This window comes from Microbispora cellulosiformans (assembly GCF_008728085.1).
In the GTDB taxonomy this organism is placed as follows: domain Bacteria; phylum Actinomycetota; class Actinomycetes; order Streptosporangiales; family Streptosporangiaceae; genus Microbispora; species Microbispora amethystogenes.
Genome location: NZ_VYTZ01000012.1, coordinates 138,911 through 161,106, shown reverse-complemented (window position 1 = coordinate 161,106; position 22,196 = coordinate 138,911). Strand labels below are relative to the sequence as shown.

General features: G+C 72.1%; 21 protein-coding genes and 1 pseudogene. 10 read left to right on the top strand and 12 right to left on the bottom strand.

The window, feature by feature from the left end:
* Positions 1-37 precede the first annotated feature (37 nt).
* Positions 38-1,075 (bottom strand): ROK family protein, encoded by a 1,038-nt coding sequence (locus F5972_RS28450; protein WP_150937678.1) that lies wholly within the window; start codon positions 1,073-1,075, stop codon positions 38-40.
* Positions 1,072-2,259 (bottom strand): FIST signal transduction protein, encoded by a 1,188-nt coding sequence (locus tag F5972_RS28445; protein WP_150937676.1) that lies wholly within the window; start codon positions 2,257-2,259, stop codon positions 1,072-1,074. The genes F5972_RS28450 and F5972_RS28445 overlap by 4 nt, the downstream gene beginning before the upstream one ends.
* Before the next feature lie 224 nt (positions 2,260-2,483).
* Between F5972_RS28445 and F5972_RS28440 the strand changes: the two genes are divergently transcribed.
* The 3 genes from F5972_RS28440 to F5972_RS28430 all read left to right on the top strand — a co-directional run bounded on the left by F5972_RS28440 (position 2,484) and on the right by F5972_RS28430 (position 6,753).
* On the top strand, positions 2,484-3,893 hold the full coding sequence (locus F5972_RS28440) for a sigma 54-interacting transcriptional regulator (RefSeq protein WP_225311978.1): 1,410 nt from the start codon (positions 2,484-2,486) through the stop codon (positions 3,891-3,893).
* Positions 3,890-5,860: a vWA domain-containing protein gene (locus F5972_RS28435; protein WP_150937672.1), complete on the top strand. Its 1,971-nt coding sequence runs from the start codon at positions 3,890-3,892 to the stop codon at positions 5,858-5,860. The genes F5972_RS28440 and F5972_RS28435 overlap by 4 nt, the downstream gene beginning before the upstream one ends.
* A 461-nt stretch (positions 5,861-6,321) precedes the next feature.
* Entirely contained in the window at positions 6,322-6,753 is a 432-nt protein-coding gene (locus F5972_RS28430) for a hypothetical protein (protein ID WP_150937670.1), read from the top strand.
* Positions 6,754-6,763: 10 nt separating this feature from the next.
* Here F5972_RS28430 and F5972_RS37505 read toward each other — a convergent pair whose 3' ends face one another.
* On the bottom strand, positions 6,764-7,699 hold the full coding sequence (locus tag F5972_RS37505; RefSeq protein WP_225311977.1) for a CGNR zinc finger domain-containing protein: 936 nt from the start codon (positions 7,697-7,699) through the stop codon (positions 6,764-6,766).
* 52 nt (positions 7,700-7,751) lie between these two features.
* Between F5972_RS37505 and F5972_RS28420 the strand changes: the two genes are divergently transcribed.
* Positions 7,752-9,044 (top strand): MFS transporter, encoded by a 1,293-nt coding sequence (locus F5972_RS28420; protein WP_150937668.1) that lies wholly within the window; start codon positions 7,752-7,754, stop codon positions 9,042-9,044.
* A gap of 59 nt (positions 9,045-9,103) precedes the next feature.
* Here the strand turns inward: F5972_RS28420 and F5972_RS28415 are convergent, their stop codons facing one another.
* Together F5972_RS28415 and F5972_RS28410 are read right to left on the bottom strand one after the other, a co-directional pair.
* Positions 9,104-10,243: a cystathionine gamma-synthase gene (locus F5972_RS28415; protein WP_150937666.1), complete on the bottom strand. Its 1,140-nt coding sequence runs from the start codon at positions 10,241-10,243 to the stop codon at positions 9,104-9,106.
* Between the two features lie 103 nt (positions 10,244-10,346).
* Positions 10,347-11,717 carry a cystathionine beta-synthase gene (locus F5972_RS28410; protein ID WP_150937788.1) on the bottom strand — a complete coding sequence of 457 codons (1,371 nt, stop codon included), beginning with the start codon at positions 11,715-11,717 and terminating at the stop codon, positions 10,347-10,349.
* A 141-nt stretch (positions 11,718-11,858) separates the two neighbouring features.
* On the opposite strand from F5972_RS28410, the gene F5972_RS28405 reads away from it, so the two are divergent.
* The 3 genes from F5972_RS28405 to F5972_RS28395 all read left to right on the top strand — a co-directional run bounded on the left by F5972_RS28405 (position 11,859) and on the right by F5972_RS28395 (position 15,551).
* Complete coding sequence (locus F5972_RS28405) at positions 11,859-12,833, top strand: SGNH/GDSL hydrolase family protein (RefSeq protein WP_150937664.1); 975 nt, start codon at positions 11,859-11,861, stop codon at positions 12,831-12,833.
* Positions 12,834-12,880: 47 nt separating this feature from the next.
* Positions 12,881-14,242 carry an outer membrane protein assembly factor BamB family protein gene (locus F5972_RS28400; protein ID WP_150937663.1) on the top strand — a complete coding sequence of 454 codons (1,362 nt, stop codon included), beginning with the start codon at positions 12,881-12,883 and terminating at the stop codon, positions 14,240-14,242.
* A 91-nt stretch (positions 14,243-14,333) separates the two neighbouring features.
* Complete coding sequence (locus F5972_RS28395; protein WP_150937661.1) at positions 14,334-15,551, top strand: acetyl-CoA C-acetyltransferase; 1,218 nt, start codon at positions 14,334-14,336, stop codon at positions 15,549-15,551.
* Between the two features lie 53 nt (positions 15,552-15,604).
* On the opposite strand, the gene F5972_RS28390 is transcribed toward F5972_RS28395, so the two are convergent.
* The 6 genes and pseudogenes from F5972_RS28390 to F5972_RS39005 form a co-directional block, all read right to left on the bottom strand.
* Positions 15,605-16,015, bottom strand: coding sequence for a PPOX class F420-dependent oxidoreductase (locus F5972_RS28390; RefSeq protein WP_150937659.1), 411 nt, complete (start codon positions 16,013-16,015; stop codon positions 15,605-15,607).
* A 58-nt stretch (positions 16,016-16,073) separates the two neighbouring features.
* On the bottom strand, positions 16,074-16,292 hold the full coding sequence (locus F5972_RS28385; protein ID WP_117410461.1) for a DUF4287 domain-containing protein: 219 nt from the start codon (positions 16,290-16,292) through the stop codon (positions 16,074-16,076).
* A 231-nt stretch (positions 16,293-16,523) separates the two neighbouring features.
* Positions 16,524-17,309, bottom strand: coding sequence for a Bax inhibitor-1/YccA family protein (locus tag F5972_RS28380; protein WP_150937657.1), 786 nt, complete (start codon positions 17,307-17,309; stop codon positions 16,524-16,526).
* Between the two features lie 183 nt (positions 17,310-17,492).
* Positions 17,493-18,476: an asparaginase gene (locus F5972_RS28375; RefSeq protein WP_150937655.1), complete on the bottom strand. Its 984-nt coding sequence runs from the start codon at positions 18,474-18,476 to the stop codon at positions 17,493-17,495.
* The gene (locus F5972_RS28370; RefSeq protein WP_150937653.1) at positions 18,473-19,411 is read right to left on the bottom strand and encodes a Clp protease N-terminal domain-containing protein; all 939 of its coding nucleotides are present in this window, start codon (positions 19,409-19,411) and stop codon (positions 18,473-18,475) included. Before F5972_RS28370 ends, F5972_RS28375 begins: the two co-directional genes overlap by 4 nt.
* Before the next feature lie 72 nt (positions 19,412-19,483).
* Positions 19,484-19,666, bottom strand: a pseudogene (locus F5972_RS39005) (IS1634 family transposase); the annotation flags it as partial.
* Between the two features lie 120 nt (positions 19,667-19,786).
* On the opposite strand from F5972_RS39005, the gene F5972_RS28365 reads away from it, so the two are divergent.
* The 3 genes from F5972_RS28365 to F5972_RS28355 all read left to right on the top strand — a co-directional run bounded on the left by F5972_RS28365 (position 19,787) and on the right by F5972_RS28355 (position 21,095).
* Positions 19,787-19,987: a HAMP domain-containing protein gene (locus F5972_RS28365; RefSeq protein ID WP_150937649.1), complete on the top strand. Its 201-nt coding sequence runs from the start codon at positions 19,787-19,789 to the stop codon at positions 19,985-19,987.
* Positions 19,984-20,529, top strand: a complete 546-nt coding sequence (locus tag F5972_RS28360; protein WP_225311976.1) for a transposase — start codon at positions 19,984-19,986, stop codon at positions 20,527-20,529. Before F5972_RS28365 ends, F5972_RS28360 begins: the two co-directional genes overlap by 4 nt.
* A 194-nt stretch (positions 20,530-20,723) precedes the next feature.
* Positions 20,724-21,095 (top strand): transposase, encoded by a 372-nt coding sequence (locus tag F5972_RS28355; protein WP_150937646.1) that lies wholly within the window; start codon positions 20,724-20,726, stop codon positions 21,093-21,095.
* Between the two features lie 50 nt (positions 21,096-21,145).
* On the opposite strand, the gene F5972_RS28350 is transcribed toward F5972_RS28355, so the two are convergent.
* Complete coding sequence (locus tag F5972_RS28350; protein WP_150937643.1) at positions 21,146-22,129, bottom strand: NAD-dependent epimerase/dehydratase family protein; 984 nt, start codon at positions 22,127-22,129, stop codon at positions 21,146-21,148.
* Between the last annotated feature and the right edge of the window lie 67 nt (positions 22,130-22,196).

Below are 22,196 nucleotides of genomic sequence, written 5' to 3'. Positions count from 1 at the left end.
GTTCCGCGGGAACAGGGGGCGTGGGCCGAGCGCGTCGTCACGGCCCGGGCGACCAGTACCGGTCGCCAGCGATCACCAGGGCGGCGGCGCCGACGAGGCCGGCGTCCTGGCCGAGCGCGGCGGGCACGACCCGCACCCGCTGGGCGAACCCCATCCGGGTGTGCTCGCGCAGCGCCTCCTCCAGCGGCCCGAAGAGCAGGCCGCCGGCCTGGCTGAGCCCGCCGCCGATCGTCACGAGGTCGAGGTCGCAGAGGTTGACGGCCGAGGCGATCGCGATGCCGAGGGCCCGCCCGGCCCGCGTCATCGCGGCCAGCGCGATCGGGTCGCCCGCCGCCGCGTCGGCGGCCAGGCGCCGCGCGGTGGCCGTCCCCTCCTCCCGGTAAAGCTCCCCGTCCTGCCCGGACGGCTCCCCGCCCGGGTCCTCCGGAGATCGGGCGCGGCCGGGCGAACCGGTGCGGCCGGGCGAACCGGCGCCGCCGGGCGACCAGCCCTGGGCGAGCGCCCAGGCGGCGAGCCCGGGACCGCGGGCGACCGCCTCCAGGCAGCCGTTGCCGCCGCAGCCGCACGGCGGTCCCCCGGGATCGACCACGACGTGACCGACGTGACCGGCGTTGCCCGTCCCGCCGTCGACGATCCTGCCGCCGAGGATCAGGCCGCCGCCGACGCCGGTCGACACGACCATCCCGAGCATGGCCGCGCTCCCCCGCCCCGCGCCGCGCCAGTGCTCGGCCACGGCCAGGCAGATCGCGTCGTTGTGGATGCGGACCGGGATGCCGGGGAACCGCGCGGCGAGCCGCTCCCGCAGCGGAAAACCGCGCCAGCCGCCCATATTGAGCGGGGAGACCTCCCCGGCGGGCCAGGTCATCGGGCCGCCGCAGCCGATTCCCACGCCCGCGACGCCCGGGGGCGGTTCCAGCCGGTCGAGCAGGCCGGTCAGGGTCTCCCACAGGGTCTCCGCGTCGCCGCCCCGGGGTGTCGCGACCCGCTCTGCGGCCACGACCCGCCCGTCCGGCTCCACCAGCCCGGCCGCGAACTTCGTGCCGCCGATGTCGACGGCCAGGGTGAGATCGCTCACGCGCCCTTCCCCGCGCCGGAGGGGCCGGAGGAGAAGACGAGCAGCGAGGCGGTGAACCCGTGGACGTGGTTGTGCCCGGCGACCGGCCCGACCTCCCCCGCCGCGAAGAACCCCGCGACCCCGATCGGCCCCAGCGTCTCGCGTACGGCCAGCGCGTCGTGGTCGGCCGAGTCGAACATCCCGGAACCGCGGCCGTTGCAGGAGAACAGCAGCGCGCCGTCGGCCCTGCCGGTGTCGCGCAGATGGGCGTCGAGCAGTTCGTAGAGGTCCTCGTCGGCCGCTTCGGCGTCCCTGACCTGGAACCGCACGGTCCTGCCGATCTCGACCACGTCGCCGATGGCGACCGCCTCCCGCTCGGGGTCGATGCCGATGACCCCCCGGATCAGGAAGTCGCCCCGCTCGTGGCGCTCGGCGTACTCGTCCATGGCGATGCCGATCTGTAAGCCGGCGGCGACCAGTTCCCGGTCCTCCTCGTCGAGGTCGCTCACGATGTCCTCAAGGCGGGCGAGGGCGGGCTGTCCGGCGAGTTCGAGCAGCACGTTGTCCTCGGCACGGGTGACGACCATGGTCGGGCCTATCGGCCGGCAGCCCTGGCTCACCACCGTGCTCACGTTCACCTCACCGCCGATGACCACCCCGATGGCGCCCGACTCGTGCACCTCGCCGTTGGCGAACAGCCGGACGGACCCGCGGCCCTGCAGGCCGTTCGCCAGGCCGCCGACGACCGGCAGGCCTTCCAGCACCTCGTCGGAGTGCTCGACGAAGGCGTCGGTCGGGAAGCTGTAGGGATCGGCCAGGAGGATCGCCACCCGGTCGTCCGGAACCCGCTCGGGCAGCCCCACGACCACGAACTTGTCCTCGGTCCGCAGCGTCTCCAGCGCGAACGCGTCGATCCTGGCCCCGTCGAGGGACGCGGCCCACGCGCTGACCGCCGGGGCGAGCTCCACGCCCTGGCCGTGGCCGATCACGCCCGTCGCGCTGCATCCGATCACGTCGGCCCCGGAGGCGACGGACATCGCCCGCTGCCCCGCCCGGGCCACGTCATCGGGGTCGTCTCCGCAGACGAAGAAACAGACCAGGTCCGGCGGACCCGACAGGCCGGCCAGCGCCTGGCGTACGGCGGTCTCGGCCGCCTCCTCCAGGTTGGCGCCCACGGCGAGACCGTCGGCGAAGCGGCTCGTCATTACCGCCATCGTCTCGCCCTCTCTTTCGCGACCGCTTCTCATCGGCCGGTCGTTTCCACGATTCTCCCCACTGAACGGAGGTCAACGCACGGTACGCCCGGTGAATCGCGCTCGCACGGCCCGATCACGGCACGGATCACGGCACGGATCACGGGCCTGAATGACGGGCCCGGATGACGCGACCCCGCTGCCGGATCACCGGGCGGGGACGTAGGCTCGACTCCGTGCACAAATCGCCCACGCCTGCCCTCAGCACTCTGCGTGAACTGCGCGAGAGTGGACATCGACACCGGACGGTCAAGGCCGAGATCAGGGAGAACCTGCTGGCCAGGCTACGTTCCGGCGAGTCCCGGTTCCCCGGCATCGTCGGCTTCGACGAGACCGTCCTGCCGCACCTGGAGAGGGCGCTGATCGCCGGGCACGACCTCGTGCTCCTCGGTGAGCGCGGCCAGGGCAAGACCCGGCTGATCCGCACCATCACCGGCCTGCTCGACGAGTGGTCGCCCGTGGTCGAGGGTTGCGAGATCAACGACCATCCGTACGCCCCCGCCTGCGTGCGCTGCCGGCGGCTGGCCGCCGAGCACGGCGACGACCTGCCGGTCGCGTGGAAGCACCGCGGGGACCGGTACGGCGAGAAGCTGGCCACCCCGGACACCTCCGTCGGTGACCTGATCGGCGACGTGGACCCCATCAAGATCGCCGAAGGCCGCACGCTCGGCGACCCGGAGACGGTGCACTACGGCCTGGTCCCCCGCACCAACAGGGGCGTCTTCTCCGTCAACGAACTGCCCGACCTGGCCGAACGCATCCAGGTGGCGCTGCTGAACGTGCTGGAGGAGCGCGACATCCAGGTCCGCGGCTACAACCTCCGCCTGCCCTTGGACGTCCTGCTGGTCGCCAGCGCCAACCCCGAGGACTACACCAACCGCGGCCGGATCATCACGCCGCTCAAGGACCGCTTCGGCGCGGAGATCCGCACGCACTACCCCCAGACGATCGAGGACGAGCTGGTCCTGATCCGCCAGGAGGCCGAACTCGACGCCCTCGGCGCCGACCTGCCCGACCACCTCGTGGAGGTGATCGCCAGGTTCACCCGCCTCGTCCGCGAGTCGACCGCCGTCGACTCCCGCTCGGGCGTGTCGGCGCGCTTCTCGATCGCCGCGGCCGAGACCGCCGCCGCCTCCGCCGTACGGCGGGCCGCGCTGACCGGAGAGGAACGGCCGGTCACGCGGGTGTGCGACCTGCCCGGGGTGGTCCACACGCTGCGCGGCAAGGTCGAGTTCGAGGTCAGCGAGGAGGGGCGGGAGGTCGACGTGCTCTCCCACCTGCTGCGCCGCGCCACCGCGGAGACCTTCCGCGGCACGCTCGGCGGGGCCGACCTCACGCCGCTGCTGGACCGGTTCGGCGAGGGCGCTCAGGTCGAGTCGGGCGATCTGGTGCCCGCCACCGAGCTGCTGCGCCGCATCGGCCGCGTCGAAGGGCTGTCGAAGATGATGGCCAGGCTCGGCATGGGCGAGGGCGACGAGTCACCCGGCCACGCCGCCGCGGCGCTGGAGTTCGCCCTGGAAGGGCTCTACCTGATGCGCAGGCTGTCCAAGGACGAGACCGACGGCGGCATGGTGTACCGCACGTGAGCTACTTCTACCGGGAGTACCACGACGGACCCGATCCGCTGGCTCCGCCGTACGACGTGCGCGCGGCCCTCGACGAGATGGGCGACGCCGTCCTGTCCGGCTCGACGCCGCTCGACGCGCTGCGCGACCTGCTGCGCCGGGGACTCCCCGGCGCTCCCGACCGGCGCGGCCTGGAGGATCTGCTCCGCCAGGTGCGGCGCCGCCGCCGGGAGCTGCGGGAGGGCACCCGGCTCGACGGGACGCTGGAGCGGGCCCGCGCCCTGCTCGACAAGGCGATCGGCCAGGAGCGGGCGGAGCTCCGGCAGGAGTCCGAGGGCTCGGGAGAGGCCGGGGAGGCGCTGGACGACGCCCGGTTCCGCGAGGCGATGCTGGACGCGCTGCCCTCCGACACCGCCCGCGCGGTACGGGAGCTCGCCGGCTACGACTGGCGGTCGGCCGCCGCGCGGCAGACGTTCGAGGAACTGCGCGACCTGCTGCGCAGGGAGGTCCTCGACAGCCGGTTCCGCGGCATGCGGGACGCGCTGGCGAACCCCGATCCGGCGGCGATGGAACAGGTCCGGCAGATGATGTCGGATCTCAACGACATGCTCGACCGGGACGCCCGGGGCGAGCACAGCCAGGATGACTTCGATCAGTTCATGCGGAAATACGGGGACATGTTCCCCGAGAACCCGCGGAATCTGGACGAGCTGGTCGACCAGCTGGCCCGCCGCGCCGCCGCCGCCCAGCGGCTGCTGGCCTCGCTCACCCCCGAGCAGCGCGAGGAACTGGCCGGGCTGATCAACCACACGCTGGAGCAGGCGGGCCTGGCCGAGCAGATGAGCCGGCTCGGCGACGCCCTCTACGCCCGCCGCCCCGACCTCGCCTGGGGCGCTCCCGAACGCGTGTCGGGCGAGCAGCCGACGGAGCTGGGCGACGCCGTGACCGCCCTGCAGGAACTGGCCGACCTCGGCGACCTGGAGACCGCGCTCCGGCAGGACTACCCCGGCGCCCGGCTCGACGATGTCGACGAGGAGGCCGTCCGCCGGGCCCTCGGCCGTTCGGCGGTGGACGACCTGGAGTCCCTGCGCCAGGTCGAGCGCGAGCTGGAGGCCCAGGGCTACCTGCGGCGCAACCGCGGCAAGCTGGAGCTCACCCCCAAGGCCGTACGGCGGCTCGGCGAGACCGCCCTGCGCCGGGTGTTCTCCTCCCTGGAGTCCGGCCGCCGCGGCGACCACGACCAGCGCGACGCCGGGACGGCCGGTGAGCCGACCGGATCGACCCGGCAGTGGCGCTTCGGGGACGAACAGCCGATCGACGTCGTACGGACCGTCGTCAACGGCGTACGGCGCGGCGGGGGCGCCCCGGTGACCCTGTCCGTCGACGACTTCGAGGTGGTGGAGACCGAGCGGCGCTCGGCGGCGGCCGTGTGCCTGCTGGTCGACCTGTCGTACTCGATGGCCCTGCGCGGCACCTGGGCGGCGGCGAAGCAGACCGCGCTGGCGCTCCAGGCGCTGGTCGCCTCGAAGTTCCCCCAGGACGCCGTGCAGATCATCGGCTTCTCGAACTACGCGCGGGTGCTGCGGCCGGACGAGCTCGCCGGGCTCGAATGGGACATGGTGCAGGGCACCAACCTGCACCACGCGCTGCTGATCGCGGGCCGTCACCTCGACCGGCACCCCGACTTCGAGCCGGTGGTCCTCGTGGTGACCGACGGCGAGCCGACGGCGCACCTGATGCGGAACGGCTCGCCCCGGTTCGAGTGGCCGCCCTCGCAGGAGACGCTGACGCTCACGCTCGCCGAGGTCGACAAGATGACCCGGCGCCGCGCGACGATCAACGTCTTCATGCTGGCCGCCGACGACCGGCTGCGCGAGTTCGTCAACGAGGTGGCCCGGCGCAACGGCGGCCGGGTCTTCTCCGCCAGCGCCGACCGGCTCGGCGAGTACGTCGTCAGCGACTTCCTGCGCGCCCGCCGCACCCGCTGAGCAGGGCCGGACGGGGTACGCAGGGCCCGCACGGGGCACCCTGAGGGGATAAAGGCGTCACGGGGGACGGCCTTGCACCGGCACGCGGCACGCCCGCGGAAGGAGACATACGGACAGGCGGCACGGTCTGATCGGGGGCCCGGAATCCGGGGACCGCCGCCGACGCGATCGATAATCGATTGCCGACCCGGTTGCAATCGGCGGACGATAGACAGGCACTCCCCGTGTTCGCGCTGGTCGTTCCACACGCCGGTGGAAGGAGCGCTCCCATGTTCGCAGCGGTCGGCCTCGTCGTCCTCATGATCCTCACCGGAGTCCTCTACGAGATGTCGGTCCACAACCGCCCGCGCCGCCGGAAGTGAGGCCGGGCGCCGGCCCGCCCGGGCCGGCGCGGCATCGCCTGTGCCCCGATGCGTGCCGTGGCACGTGCGGCACGGAACCGACGCGATAACCTCTGGCCCATGTCGCCTCTCGACCATCTGCTGCTGTGGCTGCACATAGGATTCGCGATCTTCGCGCTCGGCCCGCTGACGGCGGTCACGAGCGTCACACCGCGTTACATCAGGGCCCGGGATCTCGGTGTGCTGCGTTATCTGCACCGCTCGACCCGGTTGTTCGGGCTGCTCACGATCGGGGTGTTCCTGTTCGGCCTGCTGCTGGGCCGCAGCGCCCTCGGGGCGCCCTACCTGTCGGTGTCGATGACGCTGTTCGTGGTGGCGGCCGTCCTGCTGGTGATCGTCGAGCGGGACCAGCGCACGGCGATCGAGGCGCTGTCCACCGAGTCGCCTGAGGACGACGCCAAGGTGCAGACCGGGCGGATCGCCGCGCTCGGCGGGATCAGCGCGCTGATCTGGCTCGTCATCCTCTTCCTGATGGTCTTCTTCAACCCCTGACGCTACCGGTCTAGCCGTTTTCACCGGTAGCTCGCCTGGCCCGGCGTCTCTCCGTGAGCCGCCGGGCCTTGGCCTGCGACCCGCAGTCCTCCATCGCGCACCAGCGGCGTGAGCCGTTGCGGCTGTGGTCGAGGAACAGCCACCCGCACCCGCCCTCCGCCAGGGGGCACACCCGCAGCCGCCGCAGGTCTGCCGTGGACAGGAACTCCACGGCCGCGTGGGCGAGCCGGTCCGGCACCAGGAGCGCGGGGCTGGTGCCCACCAGCAGCCGCACCGCGCGGCCCGGCGCAGCCCCAGGGACAGGCGGGGCGCTTTCAGGGACCAGCGGGGCGGCCTCGGGGACCAGCGGGGCGCTTTCCGGGACGGTCGGGGTGGCCTTGAGGATGGGCGGGGCGCTTTCCGGGACGGTCGGGGTGGCCTCGGGGACGAGCGCGGAGCGTGCCGCGGCGCCCGCCCACCGCAGCCCGAGTCGTTCGAGCGCCCCGACCACCTCGGATTCCGGACTCGGGCCGCTCCCCGCTCCCGCTGGAGACGCGGCCGACGCCCATGTCGCCGGAATGCCGACCGCCGGAACTTCAGCCGTCAACGCCCCAGCGCCCGGCGTTCCGGCCCCCAGCGTCTCGGCATTCGACGTCCCGGCCCCTGCGGCCGCGGCGATCGGCGGGCCGGCCGCCAGCACTGTGTAGACGGACTCCCTGATCTCCAGGGCGGCGTGCCACGCCTGGGCGGCGGACGAGGGAACGGCAGACCAGGCCTGCGCCACCGCCCGCGCCTCCTCCGCGCCGACGGCCCCCGCGCGCTCCGCCCACACCAGCAGCGCGGCGGGGCCGGGCAGGTACTCGTGATGCGCGGACCCGCCGGGCACCCGGGGCGCCACCGTGTTGACCAGGTCGAGCGCGAGATGCCCTCCGACGATGCGGGGATCACCGTTGTGTGCGTCACTCACGCGTGTCATGCTACCAGTGATTGATGTTTTACCGGTAGCAGATGGAGGACACATGCCGGCCTTACCGGGACGCCGGGAGAGGTGGGCGCTCGCCGCCCTCTCCGTGGCCAGCTTCGCCTACGTCACCACGGAGGTCCTGCCGATCGGCCTGCTCACCGTGATCGCGCACGATCTGGGCAGATCATCGTCCGAGACCGGGTTCCTCGTCACCGGATACGCCGCCGTCGTGGTGCTGGCGTCGCTGCCGCTCACCCGGCTCACGCGGCGGGTGCCCCGGCGCGCCCTGCTCACCGGCACCCTGGCGGTGCTCGTGCTGGGCTCCCTGCTGACCGCGGTCGCACCCGGCTATCCGGTCCTGCTCGGGGGCCGGCTGCTGATCGGGCTGACCCAGGCGCTCTTCTGGTCGGTCGTCGCCCCGACGGCCACCGCGATGTTCCCCCCGGCCGTACGCGGACGCGTGGTGGCCCGGATGGCGATCGGCACCGCGCTCGCGCCCGTCCTCGGGGTCCCGGCCGGGACGTGGCTCGGGCAGCAGGCGGGCTGGCGGGCGGCGCTCGCCGCGCTCGCGGTCCTCGGGCTCGTCACCTGCGTCGCGGTGGCCACGCTCCTGCCCCGGGCCGCCGCCCGGCCGACCGGCGCGGACGGCGGGCACGCGGGCCGCGCCCCCGCGCCCGACCTCGGGCGGTACATGACTCTCGTCGTCGCCACGGTCATCGGCGTCACCGGGTTCCTCACGGCGTACACGTACATCACGCCGTACCTGCTGGAAGTGGGGGGTTTCGCGCCGGGCGCGCTGAGCCCGCTGCTGCTCGCGGGCGGGGTGGCCGGGGTCACCGGCACCCTGCTGGTGGGCCGGGTGCTCGACCGGAGCCCCCGGGGCGCGCTGCTGACGCCGCTCGCCGTCATCGCCTGCGCGTTGCTCGGCCTCCACGCCTTCGGCGCGGTCAAGGCCGCGGCCGTCGTCTGCCTCTGCCTGGCGGGCATGGCCTTCAGCGCCCTCGCCGCCGCGATCCAGAACCGTACGCTCCAGATCGCCCCGGGCGGCGTCGACCTCGCCTCCGCCGGGACGAGTTCGGCGTTCAACATCGGGATCGCGGCGGGGTCGATGCTCGGCGGCGCGCTGATCGAGGGGCCCGGCGTCCACAGCGTGACCCTCGTCGGGGCGGTCCTGGCCGCCGTCGCGCTCGTCGCGCTGCTCGGCGAGCCCTGGGCCGCGACAGGCGCGGCGACAGGCGCGGCTACGGGAGCGGCGACGGGAGCGCGGCCGACGCGCGGGCGGGCGGCGGGCCGCCGGACCCGCCCGGCGGGACCGGCCGGGCGGACCCCGTCCCACACCTCCGCCTAAGAGGCGTCTGGGTGGGCGGCAACGCGGCGAGACGCCGCCCGGGCCGCGCGCGGCAGGACTCAGCCCAGGGCTTGGGAGAGGTCGGCCAGCAGGTCGTCGATGCTCTCGATGCCGACCGACAGGCGCACCAGGTCGGCGGGAACCTCCAGCGGCGAGCCCGCGGCGGAGGCGTGGGTCATCCGCCCGGGGTGCTCGATCAGCGACTCGACGCCGCCGAGAGACTCCCCGAGCGTGAAGAGGCGGGCCCGGTCGCAGACCGCGACGGCCGCCTCCTCGCCGCCCTCGACCCGGAAGGAGACCATCCCGCCGAAACGCCGCATCTGCTTGGCCGCGACCTCGTGGCCCGGGTGCTCGGGCAGGCCGGGGTAGAGGACCTGGACGACCTTCGGGTGCGACAGCAGGAGGTCGGCCACCCGCTCGGCGTTGTCGCAGTGCCGGTCCATGCGGATGCCCAGCGTCTTGAGCCCGCGCAGGGTGAGCCAGGCGTCGAACGGCCCGGCCACGGCGCCCATGGCGTTCTGGTGGTAGGCGAGCCGCTCGCCGAGGTCCGCCGACCGGGTCACCAGCGCCCCGCCGACCACGTCGGAGTGGCCGCCGACATACTTGGTCGTCGAGTGGACCACCACGTCCGCGCCGAGGCCGAGCGGCTGCTGGAGGTACGGCGAGGCGAAGGTGTTGTCCACGACGAGCAGCGCGCCCGCGTCGTGCGCGACGTCCGCCAGCGCGGCGACGTCCGCGACGTTCAGCAGGGGGTTCGTGGGGGTCTCCACCCAGATCGCCTTCGTCTGCGGCCGCATGGCGGCGCGCACCGCGTCCACGTCTCCGAGCGGCACCGGGTCGAAGGTGACCCCCCACTCCTCCAGCACCCGGGCGAACAGCCGGTAGGTCCCGCCGTACGCGTCGTTGGGGATCACCACGTGGTCGCCCGGCTTGCAGACGGCGCGCAGCAGCGTGTCCTCGGCGGCCAGGCCCGACGCGAAGGCCAGCCCGCGCACGCCACCCTCGACGGCGGCCAGCGCCTCCTCCAGGGCGGTCCTGGTGGGGTTGGCCGACCGGCTGTACTCGTATCCCGCCCGCAGGCCGCCCACGCCGTCCTGCTTGTAGGTGGAAACGGCATATATGGGAGGCACGACGGCACCCGTGTGGGGGTCGGGCTCCTGGCCTGCGTGAATGGCGAGCGTCTCGAAACCATGGTTCATGCGTCGAGCGTAGCCGCCCGTCCCGCCTGGTCCCGGCGGGCGCGTCAGCGACCCCACCCAGAGACGGTTCAGAGACGGCCGAGCGGCCGGCTCAGCGGTGGGCTCAGTGGTTGGCGAGGAAGGCCAGCAGGTCCTGGCGGGTGACCATGCCCACCGGCTTGCCGTCGTCGAGGACCACCGCGGCGTCGGCCTTCTCCAGCGCCTCGACCGCCCGGGCCACCGGCTCGCCGTAGCCGATCATCGGCAGCGGCGCGGACATGTGGCCGCCGATCTCGTCCTCCGACCGGACCCGGCCGCGGTACAGGCCGTCCAGCAGGTCGCGCTCGACGATCGAGCCGACGACCTCCGCCGCCATGACCGGCGGCTCCTCCTTCATGACGGGAAGCTGGGAGACGTTGTACTCCCGCATGATCGAGATCGCGGTGCCGACCGACTCGTGCGGGTGGACGTGCACGAACTCGGGCAGCCCGGACGACTTGCGGCCCAGCACGTCGCCGACCAGGCCCTCCTCGCTCGTCTCGGTGAGGAAGCCGTAGTCGGCCATCCACTCGTCATTGAAGATCTTCGACAGGTAGCCGCGGCCGCCGTCCGGCAGCAGCACGACCACGACGTCGTCCGGCCCGGCCGCCTGGGCCACGCGCACCGCCGCGACCACCGCCATGCCGCACGAGCCGCCGACGAGCAGCGCCTCCTCGCGGGCGAGCCTGCGGGTCATGCCGAACGAGTCCTTGTCGGAGACCGCGATGATCTCGTCGCAGATCGTGGTGTCGTACGTCGCGGGCCAGATGTCCTCGCCGACGCCCTCGACCAGGTACGGCCGGCCGGTGCCGCCCGAGTAGACCGACCCCACCGGATCGGCACCGATGATCTTCACCCGGCCGCCGGAGATCTCCTTGAGGTACTTACCCGTGCCGCTGATCGTCCCGCCGGTGCCGATGCCCGCGACGAAGTGGGTGATCCTGCCCTCGGTCTGCTCCCAGATCTCCGGACCGGTGGAGTGGTAGTGGCTCTCCGGGTTCCCGGGGTTGGAGTACTGGTCGGGCTTCCAGGCGTTCGGGACCTCGCGGGCCAGCCGGTCCGACACCGAGTAGTAGGAGTCGGGATGGTCCGGCGAGACGGCGGTCGGGCAGACGACCACCTCCGCGCCGTACGCCCGGAGCACGTTGACCTTGTCCTGGGCGACCTTGTCCGGGCAGACGAACAGGCAGCGGTAGCCCTTCTCCTGCGCCACGATGGCGAGGCCCACGCCGGTGTTGCCGGAGGTCGGCTCGACGATCGTGCCGCCGGGCTTGAGCGCGCCGCTCCGCTCGGCCGCCTCGATCATCCGCACCGCGATGCGGTCCTTCACCGAGCCGCCGGGGTTGAAGTACTCCACCTTGGCCAGCACCTGGGCGGGAGCGCCCGCCGTGACCTTGCGCAACCGGACGAGCGGGGTGTTCCCCATCAGCTCGATCAGCGAGTCGTGTACGCGCACCGCGAGGACCACCTTGTCCGCCCGAGGCCTGTCGGCCGTCTTCACGCCGGGGTCCGTAGGGGTGGCCGGACCTCGGCTTGTCTCCTACTTTCAAACCGTACCGTCAGGTTCCACACCGTACCGTGAGGGTGAGGAGGGCCGGTGCTAGCGACACCTGGCACGACGGGCGCCGCACGGCGCGTGGCGGCCGCCGCCGCCCTGGGCGGGGGCGGCATCACCGCCCTGGGAGCGATCACGTACGGCCTGCTCCGCTTCGAGGCCGCCGTCGCCCGCCGCATCGTGGGGCAGCCGCACGGCCTCGACGGCCCCGCCTCCGACGGCCTGTACGGCGCCTGCCCCGGGGAGCCGATCCGGATGGCCGTGCTCGGCGACTCGACCTCCGTCGGCCTCGGCATGACCCGCCCCGAGGACACCCCCGGCGTGCTGATCGCGTACGGCCTCGCCGAGGTGGCCGAGCGCCCGGTGCGCCTCACCGTCGCCGGGCGGTCGGGGGCCTCCTCCGCCGGCCTCGCCGCCCAGGTGGACCGCGTGCTGGAGACCCGCCCGGAGATCGCGATCGTCTTCGTGGGGGCCAACGACGTGACCACGTCGACCCCGACGGCCCGGGCCGTACGGCACCTGCGGGAGGCTGTGGCGAGGCTGCGCGAGGCCGGAGCCGAGGTGGTCGTGGGCACCTGCCCCGACCTCGGCACCGTGCGCCCGATCGCCCAGCCCCTGCGCTGGGTCACCCGGCGCTGGTCGCGCCGGCTCGCCGCGGCCCAGACGGTCGCCGTCCTCGAAGAGGGCGGCCGGACCGTCGCGTTCGCCGACCTGCTCGGACCCGAGTTCGAGGCCTACCCGGCCGAGATGTTCGGACCTGATCGTTTTCATCCATCTGCCCGAGGTTACCTACAGGCCGCGTACGCAGTGCTACCGTCTGTATGCACCGCGTTGGGGTTGTGGCCCGAGCCGGAACCCGTACGCGTCGAAGGATCGCAACACCTCTTGGCCGCAATGGCCGTGGAGGAGCCCGGCACCGAGGTCGTCGCGACCCGGGTCGCCGGCCGGGCGGTCGGCCCCCGTGGACGGTGGGCGGCGCTGCTCCGCCGGAGACCCGGGCCGCTTCCGAACGCCTAGAGCCGGTCACCTCCTGCGGCCGGGCCGTCACCCCCTGTAGGAGCGAAATGATCCGGCCCCAGTCCACCCACCTGAGACCCGCTCTGGCGCTCGCGGCGAGCGCTCTGCTGACCGGGACGGCCCTCACCGGCTGCTCCGGCGGCGACGACGCCGCGAAGGACGATCCGGCCTGGCACAACACGCAGGTGAACGCGGTCAGCCGGGCCACCACGGGAGGCGGCGTCGCCGCCACCACCTCCATGCGGCCCGACGGCACGCTGGAGACCGTCGCCCTCGACCTCACCACCGGCCGCCGCCTGTGGTCGCATCCGGCGACGATGGCCGGGCGGCTGCCGGGGATGGGGGTGCAGGCCCCCGCCACCGTCGAGACCGGCGTCGGCCAGTCCGTGGTGGTCGCGCTCGACCCCGCCGGCGGGAAGAACGTCACCCTCGTCGCCAGGGACGGGCGCACCGGGCAGCAGAGGTGGACCCGGCCGATGCGGTCCACCTTCGGCCCGCAGCGCTGCGGGCCGTACGTCTGCGTCTCGGAGGACACCGAGCTCGCCACCGCCCGCGTCGTGGTGCTGAACCCCCGCGACGGCGCGGTGATGTGGCGCCTGCCCGGCATCGCCGAGGTCGAGTGGTCCGACCCGGCCAGGGTCGTGCTGCTCAGGCTGGCCTCGCATCCGGTGCTGGAGGCGCGCACGCTGAAGGACGGCAAGGCCGTCTGGCAGTTGCCGATCGAGGAGGCCCTCGGCCCCGGCGTCGACCTGAGCGGAGGCTGGGCCTTCGGCGCGACCGGCGACAAGATCGTCGGGTACGTCGCGCCGTACACCAACCCCCAGACCAAGCGGACCTCGGCGTTCGGCCTGTTCTCGGCGCGCCTCACGGACGGGGCCGTCGACTGGATGCGGCCGTCCGTCGTCCGCGTCTACCCCAGCGGCAATCCCGCGTACGCGCCGATCGTCCGGCCCGTGGACGAGCAGGGCCAGTACGGCGGGTTCGCCCGGCTCGACGCCGAGAGCGGGCGGGTCCTGGGGCAGATCACCCCCGCCCAGGTGCCGGGGTCGGGCTGGTGGCTGGCCTTCCCGCGCGACATGGACCGGCTCGGCTTCCTCAAGCGCGACGCTCCCGGCTCGGTCTTCGACCTCAGCACCGGGGAGCCGACCCCGGTGAGCGGCGCGAGCGGGTGGTCGTTCTGCGTCACCGACCCCAAGCCGCTGCCGCTGCGCGGCGTGATCCCGGGGTTCTACTCGATCGCGGCCCTGTGCGAGTTCGACCTCGCCACGGGCAAGCGCAAGAGCTCCTCCGCCGCGCCGCCCTCCTGGTTCACCGGCAGCCAGAACGGCTGGCGCCTCTGGCGCGACGAGAAGGGCGGCCTGCACGCCGTCAACGACCACACCACCACCGCCCCCGGCATGTACGGGTAAGGCAGGGCGTGGCGGCCGGCGTACCGGGGGGTAACCTCCGGGAAGGAGGCCCCGCGAGGTGGAGGGGCGCGAGTTCAGGCAGGAGAGTCACATGCCCGAGGCAGTCATCGTGGCGACCGCGCGGTCGCCGATCGGCCGCGCCTTCAAGGGGTCACTCAAGGACATCCGTCCCGACGACCTGACCGTGCAGATGGTCCGCGCCGCGCTGGCGAAGGTGCCGCAGCTCGACCCGGCCGACATCGACGACCTCATGCTGGGCTGCGGCCTCCCGGGCGGCGAGCAGGGGCACAACCTGGGCCGGGTCGTGTCGGTGCTGCTCGGCCTGGACAACGTGCCCGGCACCACCGTGACCCGCTACTGCTCCTCCTCGCTCCAGACGACCCGGATGGCCTTCCACGCCATCCGGGCGGGCGAGGGCGATGTGTTCGTCTCGGCGGGCGTCGAGACCGTCTCCCGCTTCGGGAACGGCAGCTCCGACCTGCCCGACGCGCAGAACCCGCTGTTCGAGGGTGCCAAGGCCCGGACGGAGGAGACCGCGAAGGGCGGGGGCCCGGTGTGGCACGACCCGCGCGAGGACGGCGCGCTGCCTGATGTCTACATCGCCATGGGGCAGACCGCCGAGAACGTGGCCGCCCTGAAGGGCGTCTCGCGGCGCGAGCAGGACGAGTTCGGCGTGCGCTCGCAGAACCTCGCGGAGAAGGCCATCGCCGACGGCTTCTGGGACACCGACATCACCCCGGTCACGCTGCCCGACGGCACCGTGGTGAGCAGGGACGACGGCCCCAGGGCCGGCACGACGTACGAGGCGGTCGCGCAGCTCAAGCCGGTCTTCCGGCCGGACGGCACGGTGACGGCCGGCAACTGCTGCCCGCTGAACGACGGCGCCGCCGCGGTGATCGTGATGAGCGACGTCAAGGCGGCCCAGCTGGGCATCACGCCGCTCGCCCGGATCGTGTCGACCGGCGTCACGGGCCTGTCCCCCGAGATCATGGGCCTCGGCCCGATCGAGGCGTCGCGCCAGGCGCTCGCCCGGGCCGGCATGTCGATCGACGACGTCGACCTGGTCGAGATCAACGAGGCGTTCGCCGCCCAGGTGATCCCCTCCTACCGCGAGCTCGGCATCGACGTCGACCGGCTCAACGTGAACGGCGGGGCCATCGCGGTGGGCCACCCGTTCGGCATGACCGGTGCCCGCATCACCTCCACGCTGGTCAACAGCCTGCGCTTCCACGACAGGTCGATCGGCCTGGAGACCATGTGCGTCGGCGGCGGCCAGGGCATGGCGATGGTGCTGGAGCGGCTGTCCTGAGCGTGCCTCCCGCGCCGGGACCGGCTCCCGGCGCGGGTGGTTGTTTCGGACGGTCAGCCGTGGTGGTCGGGGCCGGCGCGGGTGGGCTCGATGCGGATGATCACGCGCTTGTCCCGGACCATCGCCGCGCGGTAGTCGTCCCAGTCCGGGTGCTCGCCGCTGATGTCGCGGTAGTACTGGACCAGCGGCTCCATCGCCTCGGGCAGCGGGACGACCTCCGCCTTGCCCTCGATCTGGACCCACGCGCCGAAGAACGCGTCGGTCGTCACGGTCAGCACGACCTGCGGGTTGTTGCGGAGATTGCGAGTCTTCACGGCGGTTTCACGGCTGCTGACCACGATGTGGCCGTCCTCGTCGCAGCCGACGGTGACCGGGGAGGTCTGGGGGCGTCCGTCCGGATGCCAGGTCAGCATGACCGCTCGGTGGTTGTTCCTGACGAACTCACGCGCCTTGTCGAGATCCATAACACAATGATGCGCCCGCACCTGATCGGTGCGGGCGCGTTCCTGCTCGTGCCTGCCGCTAGAAGCGACGGCGCCGCTCGTGCTCGCGGACGATCGCGGCCGCGTAGCCGTGGCTCAGCCCGTGCTCGTCGGCGAGCCAGTTGGCCCGCTCCTCACAGCGCAGGAACGACGGACCGTTGTCGATGGCTTCGAACCACTCGGGGAGTTCACGCCCGGTTATGGACGGGACGCGGGCGATCAGCTTGGTCTGGGTCTCCGGTGAGTGGTTCAACGACATGGGCACCTCCACGGAAAAGGCTGCTTTGTGTCACAGTGCATCACCGGTCCGCGCTTGACAAGCCCCCAACGGCATCGTTTTGTTACAGGATGTTGATCCAAACTTACAGAACCGATCACCGAATCCTGCTATAGAACCAAAAAAGAGCGCCGCTCCGGGAGGAACGGCGCCCTGCTCACACGGTGAGTGGGAGGTGCCCGGTGGACCTTCGGCAGGCCCGGCGGGCACCCGCTAGTCGTTGTTCGTGAAGTAGCTGATGAACCGGAGGATCTCCAGGTAGAGCCAGACGAGGCTCAGCGTCAGGCCGAACGCCATCAGCCAGGAGTAGCGCTCCGGCACGCCGGCCCGCACCCCCTGCTCGATCTCGCTGAAGTCGAGCAGCAGGAAGAAGCAGCCCAGCAGGATCATGCCGATGCTGAAGATCCAGCCGATCGGGCTGTCGGTGCGCAGGCCCAGGCCGCCGCTGACGAAGATGCTCGCGATCCAGTTGATCAGCATGAGGCCGATCGCCCCGAACGCGGCGGCGACCACGAACTTGGCGAACTTCGGCGTCGGCCGGAAGATCTTCAGTGCGTACACCGCGAGCGTGCCGCCGAAGGCGACCATCGTGCCGAGCACGGCCTGCAGGACGATGCCGTTGTACACCGTCTCGTACGTGTGGCTCAGCACGCCGATGGCGATGCCGTAGCAGAGGGAGTAGCCGAGGATCAGCGCCGGGTTCGTGCTCTGCTTGAACGACACGATGAGCCCGAGGATCAGGCCCACGATCATCGCGGGGGCCGCGAGCCCCCAGCCGACGTTGAAGTACCACGCCAGGGCGGCCGAGACGACGAGCGTGCCGAGCGTCATGAAGCCGCGCATGACGACGTCGTCCATCGTCATGGCGCGCTCGGACGGCGGAGCGTAGGAGGGGGCGGCGTACATGTCGTTCAGTTCACGCGCGCTGGGCGTCGGGCCGGTCCACGTCTGCTGACCAGCCGCTCCACGCCGACTGAATATGGGGTTCTTGCTCTCCATCCGCTTCCTCCAGGACGCGACTTGCCGATCAGCCGCTGGGGCGGCCAGTGGGGACATGCCCGGGGGGCGGTGTTCCTCGGGCTCAGCACACATGGAACGCCACCCCGCCACAATGGCAACGTTCGGCCCTCCGGCCGGGTTCCCGCCACCGGGTAAGGAAAAAAGCCGGGACTCCCGGTGGAGTCAGAACCGGGCGAACCAGTCCCGTACGGCCTGCCGCCCGCCTCCGCCGAGCGCCGCCATCAGGGCGTACCGCGCCTTGACCGGAGCGAGCCCGCGGGCGCCGATCGCGCCGACCTTCGCCGCGAGCCCGTAGCCGGGCGGCAGTGCCTCCAGGGGAACCGCCCGGGCGCGGCACCGCGAGGCGACCACCACCGGGATGTCCCACTCGGCCAGTTCGCTGATCGTCGCGAACAGCCCGACGGGGACGTTCCCGGCGCCGGTGCCCTCCAGCACGACTCCCCTGGCCCCGGCGTCCACGACGGCCGTGAGGAGCACGGGGTCCATCTCGGGATAGGTCTTGATCAATGCCACGTTCGTCTCCGGCTCCCCCTCCGGCTCAGGGGGCCGGGGCGGCGGCGCCGCGCACATCTCGCCCCCGCCGTCCACGACCCGGCCGAGCACCGGCGCGGGAGCGGAGGAAAGAGCCGTCACGGCCGTCGCGTCCACCATGGTCACCCATCGGGCCGCGTGCAGTTCGTCGCCCGCGCACACCACCGCGCCCACTCCTCGCAGAGCGGGGTCGGCCGCCGCGACCAGCGACGACGCGAGGTTGCGCGGCCCGTCACTCGACAACGCGTCGAGTGGCCGTACGGCCCCGGTGAAGACGATGCCGCCCCGGTGCGCGGCCGGTCCCGCGAGGAGGTCGGTGAGGAAGGCCGTCTCCTCGACGGTGTCCAGGCCGTGGGTGACGACCACGCCGTCGAACCCCTCGTCGAGCAGGGCCGCGCGCACCCGCCGGGCCAGCGCCAGCATCGTGGCGGGCGAGGTGTCCCAGCTCGGCTCGGCCCGCACGTCCTCGGTCACCACCTCCAGGCCGAGATCCGCGCCGGGGTCGCGGGACACGGCGGCCAGGAGGTCGTCCGCCGTCGCCAGGCCCGGTCGCGAGGTCCGCCGGGCGTACGCCATGACGTCGCCCGTGGCGACGAGCAGCACCCGTGCGGTCACGGCGCCTCGTCCTCGGCCGGTGCGGCGACGCCGGTGTGCCGCTCCAGACGCTCGACGCGTTCGAGGAGCGGCGCGATCTCCCGGCGGACCATGGCCGCCACCATCTGGACGGCTTCCCGGATCTGCGCCGCGCCGCCCGTCGCCGCGCCGCCCGTCGCCGCACCGCCCTGTCCGGTCCCGCCCTGTGGTGCCGCACCGCCGTGTCCCGCGCCGCCCTGCACGGAAACCGCGGCCTCCTGGGCCTGTGCCCGCAGGTGGACGTAGCCGGCGAGCGCCGCGACGACCGTACGGCGGGTGAGGCGGGGCTCGGCCCCCCGCGCCCGCAGCACCTCTCCGGCGATCCCCTCGGGCTCGGCGGCCAGGCCGAGCAGCAGGTGCTCACACCCGATGTAGTTGTGCCCGAGCGCCTGGGCCTCGGCGACCGCCAGCTCCAGGGCGTTCGCCGCCAGGGCGTCGAACCGCCCGGGCCCGGCGGCCGGCTCGCCGCCAGCCTCCCGCTCGGGCTCCTCGCCCGTCTCGGGCGCGCTCTCCCCTGAGCGCTCGGCCTGGCCGGTCCCCCGCCGTACGGCGGGGTGCCGGGCCGCCAGGTCGCGCTCGACCAGCGCGGGTTCGATCTCCATGGCCCGCAGGACGTGCAGCGCCAGGTTGGTGCCCTCGGCCAGTATCGCCGCCAGCAGGTGCTCGGTGCCGACGCCGGAGGCGCCCTCGTCCCGGGCCCGTTCCAGCGCGAGCCGGAAGACCGCGCGGGTCCGCGGCGTGAAGTGCGACAGCCGGGGATCGTCGATCTCCAGGTCGCCGAGGATGCTCTCGCGGATGGCGGTCACCCGCCGTACGGCCTGCTCCAGCGCCCGCTGGCAGATCGCGGAGACCGGGAGTGAGGCCTCCTTGACCGCCTCCGCCAGATCGTCGGGCAGATACACGTTGATTTTCGGCATAACCCCGTTGTACCCCTATAGGGGTTACATGTCCACAGCCCAAGAGGCCCACCCCGCCTTGATCGCCTGCGGTCAGGCGGGGTCGAGCGCGGAGAGCCGTGGCGGCGGGGTGATGGAGAGCGCCTGGTAGATGGCCCTCTGGGCGGGGCGGAGCGGGGCCATCTGAACGATCGTGCCGATCTCGCCGGCCAGGGTCACCTGCTTGAGACGGCTCGTTTCACGGTTGATCTGCCGCCGGCTTTGTCCTGCCGAGCGACCTTGCCGGCTGACTCGCTACACGCGGGCGATGGTTCGTGATCAGGGCAGTTGCATCCGGGATCATGCCGTACGCAGCCGTATCTCACCCCCGCCATCGGCTGCGGATGGAGTTTTTTGATGCCGCTGCAGCCGAGATCGTGGCCCGAACCCGTGCCCGAGGTCGCGCGGGCGATCCGGGCTATGTACCGGGGCAAGCGGCAACCGCCGTTGCCGGTCCGGGTCCGCGACGAACTCGGTGAACTGTTCGCCGACGCCCAATTTGCGGGCGCGTTCGGGGCTGAGGGCGAACCCGGCTGGTCACCCGGCCGGCTGGCGTGATCACTGTGTTCCAGCGGGTGGAGAATCTGACCGACCGGCAGGCCGCCGAGGCCGTCCGTGCGGACCTGAGCTGGAAATACGCGCTCGGCCTGGAGTTGGACGACCCCGGGTTCGACGCATCGGTGCTCAGTGAGTTCCGCTTGCCGGCCTCGGAGACCAAACGCGAGGAACTGGCCCGCGCCTACGGCAGCGACGGGTACGCGCTGGTCGCGGCGGTTTATGCGCCGTTCTCCCGGGCCTGGCTGCGGCAGGTGCCCGCAGTCGACGCGCTGCGGGTGATGCTGATCCACAACTGTGTGCCGACCATCGGCAACAGCGGGCGGGAGGTGGTCGAGCGGCGGCGGCCCCTCGATGACGGCGGAGAGGGACTGCCGCCCGGCAGATGGCGTCTGACCTCCCCCTATGACACCGATAGCCGGTGGGCGGCCAAGGGCGATGATCTGTTCTGTGACGGTTACAAGGTTCACATCAGCGAGACCTGCCACGCCGACGCCGTCGGGGGGCAACGACGGCACGGACGGCCAGGCGATCGCGCCGCCTAACCTGATCACGAACGTGGCAACCACGGACGCCACCGTGCCCGATGTGGCGATGACCGAGAAGGTCCATCAGGGGTTGCAACGACGCGGCTGCTGCCACACGAGCACTGGGACAACCAGCAGGTGACCTGCCCCCAAGGACAGGCCAGCGCCTCGTGGAGCCCGTGCCTCCGGGCGGCAGCGATGCAATCGTGGTCATGTTCCCCGCCACGTCCTGCCGCCCATGTCCGGTGCGCGCGCAATGCACCACCTCCAAACGCGGCAGCTGCCAACTCACCCTCCGCCCGCAGGCCTTCCAGCAGGCCCTCGATTCCGCGCGCGCCGAGCAGACCAGCAAGCAATGGCAGGACAAGTACAAGATCCGCGCTGGTGTCGAGGGCACCATACGACAGGCCATCGCGGTCACGCTCATCGGCTCAGTGGCAGTGGCAAGCGCCGCCGTTCCGGACGGGGTCGCTGACGCGACCACCGCGGAGCAGTTGGTGAAGCAGAGCGGCAAGTCGATTCTCATCGGGTTGGAGACGACCGAGGAGTCGCACTGTTCAAAGGTGAAGTCAACGTTGAAATAACCGGATGGCCGCGAGGATGACGAGATCGGCCGAACAAATGAGAAGACAAGTCAAGACTTCATCTCTGCCAAGCCCTTCTCCAGGGTCACGTCAGGCGAGTAACCCAGTTCGGTCCTCGCGGCGGTGATGTCGTAGGAGCGGTCGCGGCCGGTCCAGCCGACAAGCCAGTTCGTCAGCGGGGGTGCCGTCTTTCGGCGAAGCAGGCGTGCGGTGCGATCCATCATCGCCGCCATGGGTGCCGCGATCGCCATGGGCACGCTGCGGCTCTTGGACAAGTCCACGCCACGCGTTGCCAGCAAGGGAGTGAGGAAGTCCCGGATGGGCATCGGGGTGCCGTCGGTGACGTAGTAGACGCCCCCGTCCCGACCGTGCGTGAGCGCAAGGACGATTGAGCTGACCAGGTTTCCGACGTGTACGAAATCGACGGTGTGCCTGCCGTTGTCGATCCAGGAGAACCGTCCGGCCTCGGCGACCTTGGTCAGGTCGTCGAGGGTCGCCATCCCGCGGCCCCAGATGAACGGCGGCCGGAGCACCACCAGTTCGGTCTTCCCGCTACGGGCGTTCAGCAGTGCGCGCTCGGTGGCCAGCTTGACCCGGCTGTAGGCGATGTTCGGCTTGCCTTCCGGAGTGAGTTCGTCGACGACGGGACGACGTTGGCTACCAGTGGAGACGGATGCGGCACTTACCAGCACGAACCGTCGCACCCCGGCGGCAACGCTCGCCGCGTGCAGGGCCACTGTCGGCACGAGGTTGGCATGTTCGAAGAGAGAGTCGGGTCCCCAGAACTCCATGTGAGCCGCGAGGTGCACGACCGTGTCGACTTCCTGCAGCCTGGCGAGCCACGGCCGCGCATGGGGATCGGTCTTGCGGAGGTCGGCGAGATCGCCGGGGACCGGATCGGCTCCAGCCGCACGCACGCGATGGATGCTTGCGCCCGACCTGGCGAGTGCCAAGACCTCGTGCCCCTCGGCGACGAGGCGATGGACGAGGGCACTGCCGACGAAACCGCTTCCGCCGGTGACGAAAATCTTCATGCTTTCACTCCTTTGTGCACACTTTCTCGTGCGCAGCTGGTTCGCGTCCCGCAGGGCGGGCGAGCGG